Genomic DNA, 17,063 nt, shown 5'->3' with positions numbered 1-17,063 from the left:
CGAGGTAGAAAGGCCGCGTGCCCCGGCAGAGCTTCCGCACGCAGTTTCTACGGCAATGTTCGATGTGCCAGCCCGTGCTGCGAGCGAGGCCGTCAGGGCAGCACCGGCCGCTACCTCCGAGGCACCTGCGTCTGGATCATCCACGCAGATGTTTCGATCACTCGGCGCCCAGGCACCAGGCGTAGAGCAACCAGCGTCGTCTTCCGCGCCGGTTGAACCGGTGACATCCGCACCTGGCTCATTTACACAGATGTTTCGAACACTTGACGCCCAATCCGCGCAAGCTGACAAAGTTGATCCTTCATTTGCGTACCCTGCCGCGACTCCTCAGGCGCAATCTGGAAGCCCGGGTTCGTTTACGCAGATGTTTGGGACTCTCTCCTCCCCTTCTCCGGGACCACCTTCGCAAGTTGAAGCTCGGCCGCAGCAGGGTGGCTCCTTTACGCAGCTGTTCGGTACACTTTCGAATGGACCCGATAAGGTGAGCCCGACAGACTCACAGCCGCCCGGCGTTGCTCCGCGCACTCTCGAGAACGGCGGGGCATCACAGATGTTCTCGCCGCAGCGAGGGGCCCCCAACAGTGCGGGCTCTGCTCCCCCCTACACCCCGGCAGGCGATGCTGGCTATGCGTCTCCTCCCCCTCGAACGCCGATCTCTCCTTCGGCCGGTCCTTCAAGCGGTGGCCTGACCCAACTGTTGCGAACGCTTGATCAACCGTCCCAGCAACCGTCTCGACCCGCTCCGCCGCAAGCTCAAACGGCGTCTTCGCAGCAACCGGGAGCGTTTACCTCAGCGTATGGTACCCTCGACGCTTCCGCTTCCCCAGGCACGTATGCCGAACCTCCACTTAGCCAGGGTTCAGCGAGTCAGGATGCAACGCAAGCCTTTCATCTTCCTACGGCAATCTCCGCCCCGTTGCCTCCTCCAGTGAGCGCCGGACCTAGCGAGTTCACCCGCATTCTGAATGCATCAGCATTTCGCGAGAGCGCGCTTCGAGGGGGCGATTCTGCCGGAACAGAAGCTGCACAAGCGGCTCCCGCCTCGGCTTCATCGGGGATGAAATTCCCTGCAGTGAGCGCTCCCAAGTTGCCCTCGATCTCCGTTTCGCCGCTGACTGTGCCGAGCGGAGGAGGAGGAGCACCTGCGGCACCACATCTAAATATGCAGGTACCGCACCTCGCCGTCCCTAAGGTTCCACAAGTAAAGCTGCCAGACATAAAGACAGCCGCTTCGTCCGCAGGCAAAGTTCAGCAGATGTTGCCTCTTTTGCTAATCCTTATCATTTTCCTACTGCTCGCAATCCTGATTGCCGTAATCTTCCTGATGAAGCGTTAGGTTGCGTTTGGCAGCAGGATGATCAATTCCATCTGCGGGTTGAGCAAATCCGACGGTGCGTAGACTGCGAAGTTACGCGCCCGCTGAACTGCCTCCCAAGCCGAACCACTTCGCTCAATCGAGAAGTACTGGTGCCGCAGCTTTACAGGAATAGCTCGCGGTGGCGTTTCGATGTGCGTGAGACGTATTCCCGGAAGCGCCTGTCGCACAAGCGTTTCGATGTGTGTCGCAGAGCATACCTTGGTCAGCTTTGGAATACGATCGATCAGGTCTGCATCTCGCATATCTGCCGACACAGCAAGGTAAAATCTCGAATTTTCGAAATATGCATCCTTGTCAATTGAGGCGGCGTAGATCGTCTCTCGAAGCATTTTGAGGGGAATCGCAATGAAATTACTTGGAACCACCGTCTCGAGCATCAATCGGATCAGTCGATCGAGTTCGAAAAAGCAGGGACCAAGTTGCTCGTGATCGTAGCGCGGAAGATCGCGTGGATCATGTTTTGCGGAAAAAGCGGTCAACGCACCTGCGAGGTCTGACAAGTCACCAAAGAGGATCTCTGGCTGCACGTTCCGTGATTCGAGGTAATGGCGCAAACCCGGCAGATGTGTATTTATTGTGTACAGCAGCCAAAAGTTGGCAACGTCCGACGCGGTGAAGTCTGCCAGCGACTGGTTCTTCTGGCGCCTTCCTCCCGCAAGCTGACTGCTTCGGGTTACCAGTAGTTCGACGATACCGCGAACGATGTTCGTCAGCACGTCGCTTCCGTGCACGTCGATCAGCGACGGAACGTAGCTAGGATCAAGCTTGTACAAGCCCGTTTCTGTCTTGAGGATACGAACGCACGGCAGCAGCACGGACCCCTCAAGGTTTTCTCCTTCTGCCAACAACTGAAGATTCTTGCGTGCGACCTGGACGGGCTTCTCGCCGCTTCCGCTATTCTCATCACGAGTCATCTGCAGATGCGCTAGATAGCGCGTGCTGACACGCCCACGCTGCAACGAGACATTCATGCCGCCATGCAGGTACTGTGGGATAGCCAGATAGAACATGCAGCTACTCCGTCCCTCACGGAAGCAATCTTCCAACACACGAGATGGTGGAGCCGCGTCAGAGGCAGGAATGTCGATCGGCAAAGCGTCTGGAAAAATGCCAGAAGCAACGGAGATTGAAAGCGTACCTTCCGTCAAGGCCTTTCCGTCGATTTGAAGGCGGAGGAAACCCCAGGATTTAGAGGCAAGTGAATCTAGATAGAACCTGACGGTGTCCTCGACAAAGCGCTCTTGTGCCTGCAGATGCTGAGGCGAGAGAAAGGTGCCTTTGGACCAAATGACGGGTTGGAGTTGGCGCATGTGGGACTCCCGTAGCCTTGTGGACGCTACGCAAGCTTACCGCAAGATTCACAAACGCCTCTCAAAGAAGATAAAGATGCGAAAGGCAGGCTTTGAAATCAGCATCCACGCATGAGAAAAATATTTCTCACCCTCCTGCTTGAAGATGTGAACAAGTTGGGATAGAGTTCGTATCCGAACGGCAAATTGATTTTCTTCTGTCTAGATGACTTTCGAGCAGCAGAAATACTTCGAAAGTCACATGGTTCTCCGGGTCCCGCGGCGCAAACCGAAAAAGTTTCCTACGATCATTCTTCAGAATGAAACTTAATCAGGCCGTTGCGCACTACTATGGTGTGCAGCGGTTCGTATGTAGTAGACATTTTCTCTAGACAGATCTTTGAAGGTATGGTCTCTTTAGTGGCATTGCAAACTTTACAGATTGGGGAACATTATGGCCGAAAGTACACAGCATAAACTCGATCGAGTCAGATCGCCGCGCGTTCACATCACATACGACGTTGAGGTCGGTAACGCGATTGAGATGAAGGAACTGCCGTTCGTCATGGGAGTTCTTGGCGACCTGACTGGCCAGCCTGAGACCCCTCTTGCAGCACTCAAGGATCGCAAATTCGTTGAGATCAATCCAGATAACTTCGACAGTGTTCTGAAGGGAATGGCACCTCACCTCGCATACTCTGTAGACAACAAATTGAGCGACGATCCCAACGCTGGTCAAGTGAAGGTTAATCTCCATTTCGAAAGCATGGATGATTTCTCGCCCGAAAACGTTGCCAAGCAGGTCAAGCCACTGAAAGAACTGCTTGATCTCCGCACGAGACTGTCGGACCTGCGTGGCACGTTGCAAGGCAACGACAAACTCGACCAGATGCTCTTCGACGCAGTGTCCAGCACGGAGGATCGCAACAAGCTTCGCGCAGAGGTTGGGTCCAAGGCTGAGGAGGTTCCAAATGAGTAGTGCCGCGAATCCAGTAGCTAGTGCAGCAGCAACAACGGCCGAAACTGGAGAAGTTTCTCTCCTTGACCAAATCGTTGCTCAAGGCCGCTTCAGCCGCGAAGCTGGCGACCTCGAACGTGGAAAAGACCTTGTAAAGGAGTTTGTCAGCCAGGTTCTTGATGGCGCCATGACCTTGAGCAAGGATGCCGAAGCGACGATTAGTGCTCGTCTCGCGCAGATCGACCGCTTGATCTCCATCCAATTGAACGAGGTCATTCATCATCCATCCTTCCAGAAGCTGGAAGCGACGTGGCGTGGCATCAAGTACCTGATGGATCAGAGCGAGACCAACGCGATGCTCAAGATCAAGGTCTTGAATGCCTCGAAAAAGGATCTTCTGCGTGACTTGCAGCGCGCTCCCGAGTTCGACCAAAGCGCTCTTTTCAAGAAGGTCTACGAAGAAGAGTTCGGCGTGTTCGGCGGTGCTCCCTTTGCAGCGATGGTGGGCGACTACGAGTTTGGCCGTGGTCCAGAAGATCTGGAGTTGCTAGAGAAGATCGGACAAGTCGCTTCGGCTGCTCACGCTCCCTTCCTGTCGGCTGCTTCGCCGCAGTTGCTGAATCTTAGTGACTACACCCAGCTTGGAGCGCCTCGGGACATGTCGAAGATCTTCGATAGCACCGAGTATGCCAAGTGGAAGTCATTCCGCCAGTCTGATGACTCTCGCTATGTGGCCCTTACTCTGCCGCATATTTTGATGCGCCAGCCCTACGGTCAAGACACGAAGCAGATCGAAGCTTTTGCGTACGAAGAGGCTGTAGACGGCCGCGATCACTCCAAGTATCTCTGGGGCAATGCTGCCTTCGGTCTTGCTGCGCGGATGACCAATTCCTTCTCAAAGTCGGGTTGGTGCGCTGCTATACGTGGCGTTGAGGGCGGTGGCCTGGTTGAAGGCTTGACCGCACATAACTTCACAACGGACGAAGGCGATGTCGCTTTGAAATGTCCCACGGAAGTTACAATCACCGATCGGCGTGAGAAAGAACTCGCCGACCAAGGTTTCGTTCCACTCGTTCACTGCAAGGGAACGGACAAGGCCGCCTTTTTCAGTGTTCAGACCGTCAATAAACCCAAGTTGTACGACAAGCCGGAGGCAAATGCGAATGCCCGTCTTTCCGCACAGCTGCCGTACATCATGGCCATGTCGCGTTTCGCACATTATCTAAAGGCGATGATGCGTGACAAAATCGGCAGCGCGATGAGCCGTGCCGAAGCAGAGAAATTCCTAAATCAGTGGGTCAATCAGTATGTACTCGCTGACGATACTGGAAGCGCGGCAGCAAAGGCGAAGAGGCCTCTGCGCGAAGCACGTATCGAGGTGATGTCGGTTCCAGGAAATGCAGGTGCGCTCCGCGCAGTCGCGTTCATGAGACCGCATTTCCAACTGGATGAGTTGACGGTGTCTCTGAGACTGGTTGCCGAACTGCCCGCTCCTGCTAAATAGCAGACGAGAGCGGTCACTTGCAAAACGTCTTTCCACTATTTTCGAAGCATCAACACGATAAAAGGAGAAATCATGGCCGTAGACTTTTTTTTCAAGCTTGCTGGTATTGATGGTGAATCAGTAGATGACAAACACAAGAACGAGATAACAGTGATGTCCTTCAGTTGGGGTGCTAGCCAGACTACCTCGGTCTCAGGATCGGGCGGCTCCGGCGCTGGCAAGGCCACGCTTGCAGACCTCTCCATCATGAAGAACTATGATGCGGCGAGCGCTCCGATGTACAAGGCACTCTTGCTTGGAACCCACATCGCAACTGGTGTGCTTACGGCCGTAAAATCGGGCGCCGATGGCAGCCCTTTCCTTACGATCTCTCTGGGCGAGGTTTTTGTTACCTCCATTCAGATCAGCGGATCAAGCGAAACTCCGATGGAGAGCGTTTCCTTCAGCTACAACACGATTGAAACGCAATACTCGCAGCAGGATGAGACTGGCAAGCTGAATGCAAAGGCTGCTATCTCGTATGACCTGAAGGCTAACAAAGTAAGCTAGGCTGGTTCATGACTGCGTTGGATTTGTACCGTAACGGTGAGCTGAAGGAAGCAATCAAGGTGCTTGGTGAAGAGCTGAGAAGTCATCCGCTCGACGCCAAGCGCCGTACTTTTCTGTTTGAACTGCTTTGCTTTGCGGGGAACTTTGATCGCGCAGAGAAACAGCTTGACGTTCTTGCCGATTCAAGCACTCAGGCTGCTGCTGGTGCATTGATGTATCGAAGTGCGCTTCATGCTGAACGAACGCGCCAGGACCTTTTTGCCAAGCGAACCTACCCGGAAGCGATCTCTTCAGGCGAATCACAAGCAGGGACATGGAATGGAGAAAACTTCTCCTCACTTCATGATGCAGATCCGAGAATTGGCGCCAATCTCGAGGTATTTATCGCAGGCAGCTACACTTGGATTCCCATGAAGTACATGGAAAATCTCGAAATTGAAAAGCCTGAAGGCCTACGGGATTTGATCTGGGCTCGAGCACGCGTGCAGACTAGCTCGGCCTTCCGTCTCCAAGACCTCGGCGAAGTTCTTCTGCCGGTGCTCTCTCCCTTCAGCTTTCAACAGGCTGATGAAGTGGTGCAGCTCGGACGTTCAAGCGTGTGGGAGATCTCTAATACTGGCGTTGAAACGCCCTTTGGCCAAAAGCTGATGTGGATCGACGGCGAAGAAATCCCGCTGCTTGAGATACGCAGCATCGATTGGAACTCGAACGCGGAGGACCTCACCGATGCCCCTGCGTGAGGATCTGCTCGAACCAATCGCGGGCGACAATCCTTCCGGTGCGAATCTCTATTACGACAAAGTTTTCGACCAGATTAAGGAAGCCCGAACGGAAGATCAGGAGATCGGTTCGGCAGGTGCCTGGGAGCGAACACTCAAGAAGGCTGATCATATTCTTGTAATCAAGTTGGCCGGAGAAACGCTTGCCAAAAGGAGCAAGGATCTCCGATTGGCCGGTTGGCTTGTTGAATCTCATCTAAAACGTGAAAGCATCTCGTTACTCGCACCGTGCTTCGAGCTCTTATGGAAGCTGCAGGAGAATTTCTGGCCTACCTTCTATCCGGAGATCGACGAAGACGGCGATCTTGGTCTGCGCGTAAGCAGTGTAGAAAGCGTCATCAACCGTGTAGATTTCCTGGTTCGGAATGCCGCAATCACAACCGGTGGATTAAGCATGCTGCAGTACAAGGAGTCACGTCGCATTGGGTTCGAGACTGACGCCAACACAAATGAAAAAAAAGCAGCGAGGCAGGATGCAATTAATCAAGGCTTGGTCGTTGGCGAAGACTTTGACTCGAGCTTTGTAGCCACTCCCAAATCGTTCTACACTTCGACTGAAAATGCGTTGCAGGAAGCACTCACAATCCTTGATGACCTCGGGCGGTTTCATGAAGAAAAATACGGTGATGACTACCCAAACATGGGTAAGTTGCTCACCTCGATCGAAGAAGTCAAACAGGTAGTTTCAGTACTACTCAACGAGAAGCGGAAGATAGAGCCCGATGTCGTCGTCGTGGAAGCTCCTCCACCTGTCGAACCTGAGATTGCCGCCGCGCCCGCGCCTGTTCAAACTCCTGCAACTGCCGGCGCAAGCCTCTCTCAGGCGGCAGCTATTCCTGAAGTGGCTATCACACCTGCAATCGCAACCGTACCGGTCAAAGTCTTCTCGAGCGTCCCTACCAACTCCAACGAAGCATATGAGGCGATCATTACTTGTGCGGAGTTTTTGAGAACGGAAAACGGACAGTCCCCCGCACCATACCTGGTCTGTTCCGGTCTTCGTTTCGGCGAGACACGCCGGGAAGGAGCAAAACCTGCACTCGATTTTGCAATTGCGCCGACCACCGAGACACGTCAGACCTTACGTCGTCTCGCGAACGAATCAAAGTGGGACGAGTTGATGAAGCTCAGCTTGAAAACGCTCGCGGAGCCTTGCGCTCGTGCCTGGCTTGATCTTCAGAGATATATTTGGCGCGCTGCAAATGAGATGAAGGCGCCAGCAATCGCGACCGCTGTGGTCACAACGGTCAGGGGTCTTCTCTCGGATGTTCCCGAGGTACGCACGTGGATGCTGGATGACGACACTCCTGTGGCTAATCCGGAGACGCAGCAGTGGATCGACGCAGAGATTCTGCCGCCGCCTCCGTCGCCCGTCATCGTGGATGCAGTTGTAGTTGAGCCGGTCGTGACGTTCGCTCCGGTGACAAGTACGTCGAACGGAACGGAGCCGAAACCGCCGGAGATCTATGACACCGCGACGGAACTTCTCAAGCGGGGTAAAACCGGGGAAGCTATCACGCTCCTTGTTCGAGATGCGGAACTGCAGCCAACCGGGCGCAAGCGATTCCAGCGCCGCGTTCAGGTGGCCCAGCTATGCATGGTCGCAAAGCAGGATCCAATCGCCTACCCAGTCCTGATGGAGATCTCCCAGGAGATCGAGCGTCGTGGCTTGGAGACCTGGGAAAGTGGCGAGATGTTAGCTCACCCCCTAAGCTTGCTTTTACAGTGTCTGGACCAAAGGAAAAGCACCTCCGAGGATAAGGAAGCGTTGTTTGAACGACTATGTAGGCTCGATCCGCAAGCTGCACTGAGTATGCGCCGTTAGCATTGCGCGGCCACGGTACTCGTAATGGGCGGAAAGGAGAGCTGGATGGCAAAGACTAAGGCAGAAAATCTCGTAACACAATCACTCCTCGACCGGCTCTGCGATGTCGAGGACTGGCCGACCACCCGCCATAACTCAATGCGTCTCTATCGTGAGTCCGTTAAGCGAGACGTGGAGAATCTTCTGAACTCTCGACGACCGCCTATGCCAGAGTTGCACCGCTATCCCAAGGCAGCAATGTCGGTGGTGAACTATGGATTGCCCGACATAAACTCTTACTCCGCTTCCGGAACGGATCAAAACGCTTTGCTTAACGCTATGATCCAGACACTTCGTATCTTTGAGCCGCGAATTCAGAATCTGCGAGTTGTTGTCGCTCGTGCAGATACCTTGACGCGTAGTCTGCGATTTCAAATCGAGGGTCGTATTCAGTTCGACACAGTCATTGAGGATATACAGTTTGATACCGTGCTCGAACTGACGCGCGGCGCGTACGAGGTAAAGTAGGCGATGTCCGAAGAGCTGCTGGAATACTACGAGCGCGAACTTACCTATCTGCGACAAATGGGTGGCGAATTCGCGCGTAAGTATCCTCGCGTAGCCCAACGGCTCTTACTCGATGGAGACACATGTGAAGATCCGCATGTGGAGCGGCTTTTGGAAGGTTTTGCCTTCATGGCAGCCCGAGTCCACCGCAGAATCGACGACGATTTCCCGGAAACCAGTGAAGCTCTCCTGAATATGATTTACCCCGCCTATCTTCGACCCATCCCATCGATGACGATCGTGGAGTGTCTTTCCGATCCTGCGCAGGGGAAGAAGACAGCCGGAGCACGGGTTCCACAAGGGACGGCATTAGTTTCAAAGGCAACAGTTGATGGCCTGCCATGCCGCTTTCAGACCGCATACGACGTTGATCTATGGCCCTTCACGATTGCGGAGGCAGAATGGCGACAGGCGGAGCGCCTGCAGTATCCAGTCCGTTCTACCGGCGATGTTCAAGCAATCGCCGTTGCACGTCTGCACCTTAAGTGCTTTCCGGATGTCGTCTTTGACGGCTTGCCACTCACCAAACTACGCTTTTACCTCTCGGGCGATGCCAGCGTGGTCTACAACCTGTATGAGATGATCTCCGCAAATTGCATAGAGATACACTTACGCAATCCCAAGAACAGGGCGCAAACGTTTTCACTCGGTCCGGAACATATCACCATGGTCGGCTTCGAGAAGAATGAGAGCGTCATCCCGCACGAACGTAGATCGGCTGAAGGACACCGTCTCCTGCAGGAGTACTTCGCATTGCCCGAGAAGTTCCTGTTCTTTGATCTCCAGGGCTTGGACTTGCTAGGCCAATCAGGCTTCGGCGACGAGGCAGAGATCATCTTTCTGTTTTCGCGTTTCGAGCGTCCTGACCGGCAGCAGGTCATGGAGCTTGGTGTCAGCGCCCGAACCTTTCGCCTTGGCTGCACACCAGTGATCAATCTCTTTCCGCAGACAGCGGAGCCGATCTTGCTGAGTCAGACGAGACATGACTACACCATCGTTCCCGACGGGCGTCACTCAGCCATGATGGAGATCTTCAGTATTAACGAGGTCGTTGCGGCAAATCCAAAGCTTCGCCAGTCTGTCCTGCTTGAGCCCGTGAACGCGCATCGTTATCAAACGAGAGAACAGAAGGAACTCGCCTTCTGGACAGCAAGCCGCCACATGAATCAGCTAGGAGAACGAGAACCGTCAACCCTCACTATATCGATCGTTGATCTCGATGGCCAGATCAAGAACCCAGAAGCTGATGTGCTCACGGTACGATGCACCTGTTCAAACTTTGACCTGCCCTCACGCTTCAACTTCGGATCTCTTGAAGGCGACCTTGAGGCAGTTGCTCATGCCGCTGCAAAGACGATTGTTGTCCTCCGTCGGCCCACCGTCAGCTATGATCCGCCGACTGGCAAGGGGCAGGTTTGGCGACTGATCTCCCTTCTGTCTTTGAACTATCTTTCACTCACAGAAGAGGGAAGAACAGCCTTGCAGGAGATTCTTCGCCTCCACAACTTCACTGACTCGAATCATCATGAAAATCACATCAGCAGCATTCAGCAGATGGAGTGTGCCCCGCACTTTGCTCTTGTGCAATCGGATTACGGCTTGGTTCCTGCACGCGGCACTCGAGTCCAGTTAGATCTGGATGAACAGCAATTTGCCGGCGGCGGAGTCTACTTGTTCGCGGCCGTTCTGGACCGCTTTCTAGCAGGTTATGCCTCGATGAACAGCTTCTCGCAGCTCACGGTGCGCACAAATCTTAGAAAGGAGGTTATGCGGACATGGTCACCGAGAGCGGGCACAAAGGTTTTGCTTTAGAAAGTGACGACGCACAGTTTGCGATGGTGCGACAGATGCTCGAGGATGAGCCCTTCCGCGTAGAGTTTTTTCAGGCAGTGCGCATGCTGCAGCGCATGGAGAAGGGACGAGGCGAAGTAGGGCACTTCGCCCAACCAAAGGATGAGTCGCTTCGCTTTTCCTCGTTGCCGTCCCTTACCTTTCCGCCGAGTCAACTCTTTGACATCGAGCGAATGTCGACCGGACAGTTGAAGATGACTGTCCAATTTATGGGACTGACCGCGGCTCTGTCTGCCTTGCCATCCATCTATACCGAGATGGTCTTAGTCCGAATTCGCGAAAAAGATCACGCGATGGCTGACTTCTTTGATATTTTCAACCATCGCATTATTTCGTTTTTTTACCGCGCTTGGGAGAAGCATCACTTCTTTGTCGGTCTGGAGGCCGATCGGGATGACAAGCTAAGCCTCAGGCTTCTCGATTTTCTAGGCCTTGGAACAGAGGGACTACGTGGACGCGCCATCATTCCGGACCGCACCTGCATTTATTATGCCGGCCTGCTCGGGCGTCACATTCGTACCGCGGATTCGCTGCGGCAAATACTAGAGGACTATTTTGACGTTCCAGTAGAGATAAATCAGTTCGCAGGTACATGGCGCCTCCTCCCTGAGGAGAATAAGACTTTCCTGTCGGGCAGCGGACGTCTCAGCGAACGACTCGGCTTCGGCGTAGTGACCGGTGAGGAGGTATGGGACCAGCATGGCCGCATCCGTGTCTCGCTCGGGCCCATGAGTTTTAAGCAGTATGTTGAGTTCTTACCTGGAAAACCGGGCTATCGTGATCTGGCAGGATGGTTGCAGTTGTACTCGGACGGGGCCTACGAAACAGAGGTGCAGTTGATCTTGAAACGCGACGATGTTCCCGCGTGTGAGCTTGGAGGCAAGGGAGAGGTATCCCCCCAGCTTGGGCTCGTGAGTTGGCTAAAGACAAAACCAAAGAAAACAGATGCGGGCGAAGCGACTTACCTCCTTGCCTGATACAAAGATTCGTACAAGATAGCGGAAAGAAAGGCTACACACCATGAGCTTGAATCTGAAATCACTGATTGCGAAACTGAACGACACAACCCGCAGCGTGCTCGAATCGTCCGCCGGACTCTGTATGTCTCGCACGCACTACGACATTGAGATCGAACACTATCTCGTCAAAGCGCTCGAGAGCAGCGATAACGATATAGCCGCAATCCTGAAGCATTACGGAGTGGATAAGTCGCGACTTGCAGCCGAACTGCAGCGCAGCCTCGACAACCTGAAGACCGGCAATGCACGTTCCCCGGCGTTCAGCCCTCAGCTCGTCAAAATGCTTGCCGAAGCCTGGACAGTTGCCAGCATCGAATACGATGCAGGTAGCGTCCGCACTGGCTTCACCATGCTGGCCCTACTCACGAACGAAGAGTTGGCCCGAGTCGTCAAAGACATCAGCAAGGAACTTCAGCGGATCGAGCCAGAGGGTCTGCGTAAAGACTTCTACACTATCGTCGCAAATTCGCGCGAGGTACAGGCTGCTCTCAAGTCCTCTGGCGGTACTGGTGATCAGACCACGAATGATGGTCCTGTTGCCGGCAAAGGCAAGACCCCGAATCTCGATGCCTACACCGTGAATATGACGGAAAACGCAAAGGCCGGCAAAATTGATCCGGTTCTTGGCCGCGATGCCGAAGTTCGGCAGATGATTGATATCCTCATGCGCCGTCGTCAAAACAATCCCATCCTGACCGGTGAAGCTGGCGTAGGAAAGACGGCGGTCGTCGAAGGACTGGCGAACCGCATCGTTCAGAATGAAGTTCCTCCGGCTCTTAAAGATGTTCGTCTGCATAGCCTCGATCTTGCTCTCCTGCAGGCTGGAGCGAGTGTCAAAGGTGAGTTCGAAAACCGCCTTAAAGGGTTGATCAATGAGATCAAGTCCTCTACCGAAAAGATTATTCTTTTCATCGATGAGGCTCACACGATGATTGGTGCCGGAGGCACAGCCGGGCAGAACGACGCCGCCAACCTCCTCAAACCGGCGCTTGCCCGTGGAGAACTGCGAACGATTGCCGCGACGACCTGGTCAGAATACAAAAAGTACTTCGAAAAAGATCCCGCCCTGGCTCGCCGGTTCCAAGTTGTCAAGGTCGAGGAGCCCACCGAAGAAGTCTGCTGCACCATGCTGCGAGGAATCGTCGCTTCTCTCGAAAAACATCACGGCTTGCGTATTCTCGACGAAGCAATCGTCGCAACAGTCAAGCTTTCTCATCGGTACATCGCCGGTCGTCAACTGCCTGACAAAGCGGTCAGCGTTCTCGACACGGCCTGCGCCCGGCTCGCACTTGGCCATAACTCAATGCCTCCAGCGCTTGAAGATGTCACGCGTCACATCGATAGCCTCGTCGTGCAGAAGCGTGTACTCGAGCGAGAGAACATCATTGGTGCTGATCACGGCGAGCGTCTCGCAGAGATCGAAACCAAGATGGCGTCGGGCAAGGCAAAGCTGGAAGAGTTGACCGAGCGATGGGAGAAGGAGAAGACGCTCGTCTCTGGCATCCGCGCGCTGCAGATCAAGCTCGAAGCGGATATGGAGAAAAACAAAGAGACCAGCCCTGATGAGCGCAAAAAATTAGCGGAGCTTGAATCCGAATTAGCTGCTCTTCAAGGCGAGCACGGACTTATGAGCGTGTCGGTCGATGCACAGATCTGCGGTGCAGTCATCTCAGCATGGACCGGGATTCCTCTCGGTAAGATGATGAAGGACGAGATCTCTACCGTCCTCACCCTGGACACTCACTTGATGAAGCGGGTCATCGGCCAGGACCACGCGTTGGCTAAGATTGCCCAGCGGATCATGACGTCTCGCGCCAACATGGACGATCCGGTCAAGCCAGTCGGCGTCTTCATGCTCGTTGGACCAAGCGGCGTCGGAAAGACGGAGACCGCCATTGCACTCGCTGACCTGCTCTACGGTGGCGAGAAGAACATGATCACGATTAATATGTCGGAGTTTCAGGAAGCCCATACCGTCTCCACGCTCAAAGGCTCGCCTCCGGGCTATGTCGGCTACGGTGAAGGTGGTGTGCTCACCGAGGCGGTTCGCCGTCGCCCCTACTCCGTTGTCCTGCTCGACGAGTGCGAGAAGGCTCACCCCGATGTCTTGGAACTTTTCTTTCAGGTTTTTGATAAAGGGCGCATGGAAGACGGCGAAGGTCGCGAGATCGACTTCCGCAACACCATTATTCTCCTCACCAGCAACGCCGCGACAGACACGCTGATGAAGCTATGTGCTGATCCGGAGACCATGCCGAATGACGACGGTCTGCTTGCCGCTATGAAGCCGGAACTCAACAAGATCTTCAAGCCCGCCTTTCTTGGGCGCATGCTGATTGTGCCCTATTTCCCCGTACGCGACGAAGCACTGAAACAGATCATTCGTCTCAAATTGGGTAAGATCCAACGTCGTTTGCTCGAAACGCACAAAGTCACGATGAAGTACGACGATCTCCTTCTCAATGAGGTAGCATCACGTTGCACCGAAGTCGAGAGTGGCGCTCGCAATGTCGACAACATTCTTTCTAACACCATGTTGCCTGAGATCTCACGTCAGATCCTCGGGCGCCTGGCGGAAGGAGTAGCAATCGAAACGATCGACATCTCCGTAGAAGGTGGCAAGATGGTGTATGACTGGGACGAAGCGCTGCAGCCGGCTTAAGCATCGGCCCCGATCTTTGGGGCCGCGTACTCTTCAAACTAGACAAGAAGTTCGAAACAAGCGTATCGGAGCAGGTGACCATGCCGCAAGCACAAGCCGAAAGGCTGATGAAGTTTACAAGTCCGCTGGGCCAGGATGTCTTGGTGATTGAGGCGTTGGAGGGGGTGGAGGGAATCTCCCGCCTCTTTGACTTTCAGGCAGAACTCCTCGCTGACACTGGGACGACCATTGATCCTGCGCAGCTGATCGGCAAGAACGTCACGGTCGAAATAGCACTTGTGGACGTGCAGGGAAGCCGCTACGTCAATGGTATTGTCGCTGCTTTTGAACAAACCTCGGGTGATACCGACTTCGATAACTACCGGGTCCACATCGTACCTTCCCTTTGGCAGCTAACCCTTAGCTCAAATTGCCGCGTCTTTCAGAGCGAGACGGTCATGGCCATCATTAGGGCAGTCTTCGAACCGTACGGCATCAGCATGGCAGATAAGACCGAAGGTTCGCTTCAAGCGCTCGACTACTGCACGCAATACTTTGAGACGGACTTCAACTTCATCTCGCGTCTGGCGGAGCAGCATGGCATCTTCTATTGGTTTGAACACACCGAGAGCGATAACAAGGTGTACTTCAGCAATGCCAGAACGGCCTATCAGGATTGCGAACTGGTAAGCACCATCACCTTCGCCCCAAATTCTGGCAAAGGACAGGACCGCTATGTCTCTTCGCTCGAAGAGTTTAGCTCTACCGCAACCATGGTAACCGGCAAGCATAGCACCCAGGACTACGACTATCGTTCCTATCAGGTACACAAGGCCGATGCACAGAACAGCGTAAGTCCTTTTGTAAATAATGCTTACGAACGATATACCTATCCTGGTGGAGAAGAAGGCTACGTAAAAGAAGTAGGTAAAGCGCTGTCGACCCCGAACCATGTAGCGGGATTTCTGACCGCACGCACGAATGCGAGCGATGCAGGCGCAGAGATCTTTCACGGAAGCTCCAGCGCGCGAAGCTTTGCCAGTGGCTACACCTTTACCATGAAGGACCATCCCCGCGACGACTGGAATCGCAAGTACCTACTCACGCAGATCAGCCATCAGGTCGAGCAGGTTCCATCCTATCGAAGCACCGGAGTGGGACAGCGAGCGGACTATGTCAATCGCTTCTCCGCAATATCAAGTGATACCGTCTTCCGGCCGCACTACACTACGCCAAAGCCGGTCATTTATGGTCCTCAAACAGCAATGGTAGTTACCGCCTCTGGTGAGGACATTCATCTTGATAAGCTGGGGCGTGTATGTGTTCAATTCTTCTGGGATCGCCTCCGAGCGGCCAACACGGTCGATAACACCTGGTTGCGTGTTGCCCAGCCATGGGCAGGCAGCGGGTGGGGAACCTTCTTCTGGCCTCGTGTTAAGGATGAGGTGATTGTTCAATTTATCAACGGTGATCCAGATAATCCAATCGTTGTTGGCTCTGTCTACAACGGTGTCAATATGCCCAAGTATGCATTGCCGGACATGAGCACACGCTCGGGCCTGGTCACTCGCAGCAGCAAGGGCGGTGCTGCAGCCAACGCGAATGAGATTCGCTTCGAAGATAAAAAGGGAAGCGAGCAGATCTACCTGAACGCTGAAATGGATATGGACCACCGAATCGAGAATGATCATCGACGCTATGTCGGTGGCAAGGATTCGTTAATCGTAAAAGGCGCTCAATACGACGACATCACCGGCGATCGTCACAGTAACATGCAAGCTAACCTGGTCGAGAAGATTGGCCAGAAAGCCGACCTTGATGTCGGAACAGACATGAACCATAAGATCGGTCAAAACTACTCGCTCAAGGTGGGGCAGAACCACGGCGAGAAAGTCGGGATGAATTATGCAGTTGATGCCGGCATGGAGGTTTACGTCAAGGGAGGGATGACCGTTGTCATAGAAAGTGGGATGGCCTTGACGTTAAAAGGGGCGGGCGGTTCCATCACCATCGATGCTATGGGCGTATCGATAACTGGAACAATGGTCCTGATCAATAGCGGCGGCGCACCCGTTGCCGGAAGTCCGGCGACGCTTACAGATCCTGGTGCCCCTACTGCTCCCGACCAGGCCGACGATGGTACCAAGGGCGGTAAGATGTAGCTCGCTTCATTCGGCGGCAAACTTCTCCTAAGCTGACCCGAGAGGGAATTAGAAATACGGTGCAATTTGACGGAACCTAATGAACAATCCGGCTCTGCATTGACCTTTCCAACGGTTGGACGTTGGCGTGTCACTGCGTTACCCGGCGGATGGATGTACATTGCGAAGTTTGGCATCAAGCAGATGACGGCAGACCCTCTTGTCATCCCAGCCAATGTGAGTCTTGGCGAGGACACGCTCTCAGCGCCGGATGGTCTGCCGGCCTACATCGCGGCACAGGAAAAGCTGATCCAGAGTCACCTGTTACTTCCCAGAATGGCTGGCCCGCAACTTATGCCGTTCGCTGGCGCTGATGAGGCTTACCTCTTCTTCGTTCGTCATACGCCCAACGAGGCAGGCAACATGATTCACGTGCAGCAATATATTCGCGCTGGTCTCTGGGTCGGAATCATCACCCTCACCACGCTTGAATCACAGTTGCAGGCAGTACGCCCTGCCTACGAATCCTTCGCGAAGGGCCTTCGAATTATCCCTTTGCAGGAAGCCTCTGTCCCACGCTAAC

12 protein-coding genes and 1 pseudogene are annotated in these 17,063 nt (G+C 54.1%); 12 read left to right on the top strand and 1 reads right to left on the bottom strand.

Annotated features, from left to right (window positions below; all coding sequences use genetic code 11):
* Window positions 1-1,336 (top strand): annotated as a pseudogene (locus OHL20_RS22135) (hypothetical protein); the annotation flags it as partial.
* Here the strand turns inward: OHL20_RS22135 and tssK are convergent.
* Window positions 1,333-2,688, bottom strand: coding sequence for a type VI secretion system baseplate subunit TssK (gene tssK, locus OHL20_RS22130; RefSeq protein WP_263385475.1), 1,356 nt, complete (start codon window positions 2,686-2,688; stop codon window positions 1,333-1,335). The pseudogene OHL20_RS22135 and the gene tssK sit on opposite strands and share 4 nt — an antisense overlap.
* A gap of 433 nt (window positions 2,689-3,121) precedes the next feature.
* Between tssK and tssB the strand changes: the two genes are divergently transcribed.
* From tssB to OHL20_RS22075, 11 genes are all read left to right on the top strand, one after another.
* Window positions 3,122-3,646 (top strand): type VI secretion system contractile sheath small subunit, encoded by a 525-nt coding sequence (tssB, locus tag OHL20_RS22125; protein ID WP_263385474.1) that lies wholly within the window; start codon window positions 3,122-3,124, stop codon window positions 3,644-3,646.
* Window positions 3,639-5,129: a type VI secretion system contractile sheath large subunit gene (gene tssC, locus OHL20_RS22120; protein WP_263385473.1), complete on the top strand. Its 1,491-nt coding sequence runs from the start codon at window positions 3,639-3,641 to the stop codon at window positions 5,127-5,129. The genes tssB and tssC overlap by 8 nt, the downstream gene beginning before the upstream one ends.
* Window positions 5,130-5,201: 72 nt before the next feature.
* The gene (locus tag OHL20_RS22115) at window positions 5,202-5,678 is read left to right on the top strand and encodes an Hcp family type VI secretion system effector (RefSeq protein ID WP_263385472.1); all 477 of its coding nucleotides are present in this window, start codon (window positions 5,202-5,204) and stop codon (window positions 5,676-5,678) included.
* An 8-nt stretch (window positions 5,679-5,686) separates the two neighbouring features.
* Complete coding sequence (locus OHL20_RS22110; protein ID WP_263385471.1) at window positions 5,687-6,418, top strand: type VI secretion system accessory protein TagJ; 732 nt, start codon at window positions 5,687-5,689, stop codon at window positions 6,416-6,418.
* A complete protein-coding gene (tssA, locus tag OHL20_RS22105) occupies window positions 6,405-8,282 on the top strand; it encodes a type VI secretion system protein TssA (protein ID WP_263385470.1) in 1,878 nt (625 codons plus the stop codon). The genes OHL20_RS22110 and tssA overlap by 14 nt, the downstream gene beginning before the upstream one ends.
* Window positions 8,283-8,327: 45 nt before the next feature.
* A complete protein-coding gene (gene tssE / locus OHL20_RS22100) occupies window positions 8,328-8,789 on the top strand; it encodes a type VI secretion system baseplate subunit TssE (protein WP_263385469.1) in 462 nt (153 codons plus the stop codon).
* Between the two features lie 3 nt (window positions 8,790-8,792).
* Entirely contained in the window at window positions 8,793-10,640 is a 1,848-nt protein-coding gene (gene tssF / locus OHL20_RS22095; RefSeq protein WP_263385468.1) for a type VI secretion system baseplate subunit TssF, read from the top strand.
* Entirely contained in the window at window positions 10,604-11,656 is a 1,053-nt protein-coding gene (tssG, locus tag OHL20_RS22090) for a type VI secretion system baseplate subunit TssG (RefSeq protein ID WP_263385467.1), read from the top strand. The genes tssF and tssG overlap by 37 nt, the downstream gene beginning before the upstream one ends.
* 43 nt (window positions 11,657-11,699) lie before the next feature.
* Window positions 11,700-14,360: a type VI secretion system ATPase TssH gene (tssH, locus tag OHL20_RS22085; RefSeq protein WP_263385466.1), complete on the top strand. Its 2,661-nt coding sequence runs from the start codon at window positions 11,700-11,702 to the stop codon at window positions 14,358-14,360.
* An 80-nt stretch (window positions 14,361-14,440) separates the two neighbouring features.
* A complete protein-coding gene (locus OHL20_RS22080) occupies window positions 14,441-16,501 on the top strand; it encodes a type VI secretion system Vgr family protein (protein WP_263385465.1) in 2,061 nt (686 codons plus the stop codon).
* Between the two features lie 66 nt (window positions 16,502-16,567).
* Window positions 16,568-17,062, top strand: coding sequence for a hypothetical protein (locus tag OHL20_RS22075; RefSeq protein WP_263385464.1), 495 nt, complete (start codon window positions 16,568-16,570; stop codon window positions 17,060-17,062).
* Window position 17,063: the final 1 nt, after the last annotated feature.

Origin of the sequence: Granulicella arctica (assembly GCF_025685605.1) — a bacterium.
Taxonomy (GTDB): Bacteria; Acidobacteriota; Terriglobia; order Terriglobales; family Acidobacteriaceae; genus Edaphobacter; species Edaphobacter arcticus.
This window is presented reverse-complemented; position numbering and strand designations above follow the sequence as displayed.

Excerpts from the sequence above, each read along its gene's own strand:
- tssK (WP_263385475.1), bottom strand. The coding sequence starts at position 2,688 with ATGCGCCAACTCCAACCCGTCATTTGGTCCAAAGGCACCTTTCTCTCG.
- tssB (WP_263385474.1), top strand. The coding sequence starts at position 3,122 with ATGGCCGAAAGTACACAGCATAAACTCGATCGAGTCAGATCGCCGCGC.
- tssC (WP_263385473.1), top strand. The coding sequence starts at position 3,639 with ATGAGTAGTGCCGCGAATCCAGTAGCTAGTGCAGCAGCAACAACGGCC.
- OHL20_RS22115 (WP_263385472.1), top strand. The coding sequence starts at position 5,202 with ATGGCCGTAGACTTTTTTTTCAAGCTTGCTGGTATTGATGGTGAATCA.
- OHL20_RS22110 (WP_263385471.1), top strand. The coding sequence starts at position 5,687 with ATGACTGCGTTGGATTTGTACCGTAACGGTGAGCTGAAGGAAGCAATC.
- tssA (WP_263385470.1), top strand. The coding sequence starts at position 6,405 with ATGCCCCTGCGTGAGGATCTGCTCGAACCAATCGCGGGCGACAATCCT.
- tssE (WP_263385469.1), top strand. The coding sequence starts at position 8,328 with ATGGCAAAGACTAAGGCAGAAAATCTCGTAACACAATCACTCCTCGAC.
- tssF (WP_263385468.1), top strand. The coding sequence starts at position 8,793 with ATGTCCGAAGAGCTGCTGGAATACTACGAGCGCGAACTTACCTATCTG.
- tssG (WP_263385467.1), top strand. The coding sequence starts at position 10,604 with ATGGTCACCGAGAGCGGGCACAAAGGTTTTGCTTTAGAAAGTGACGAC.
- tssH (WP_263385466.1), top strand. The coding sequence starts at position 11,700 with ATGAGCTTGAATCTGAAATCACTGATTGCGAAACTGAACGACACAACC.
- OHL20_RS22080 (WP_263385465.1), top strand. The coding sequence starts at position 14,441 with ATGCCGCAAGCACAAGCCGAAAGGCTGATGAAGTTTACAAGTCCGCTG.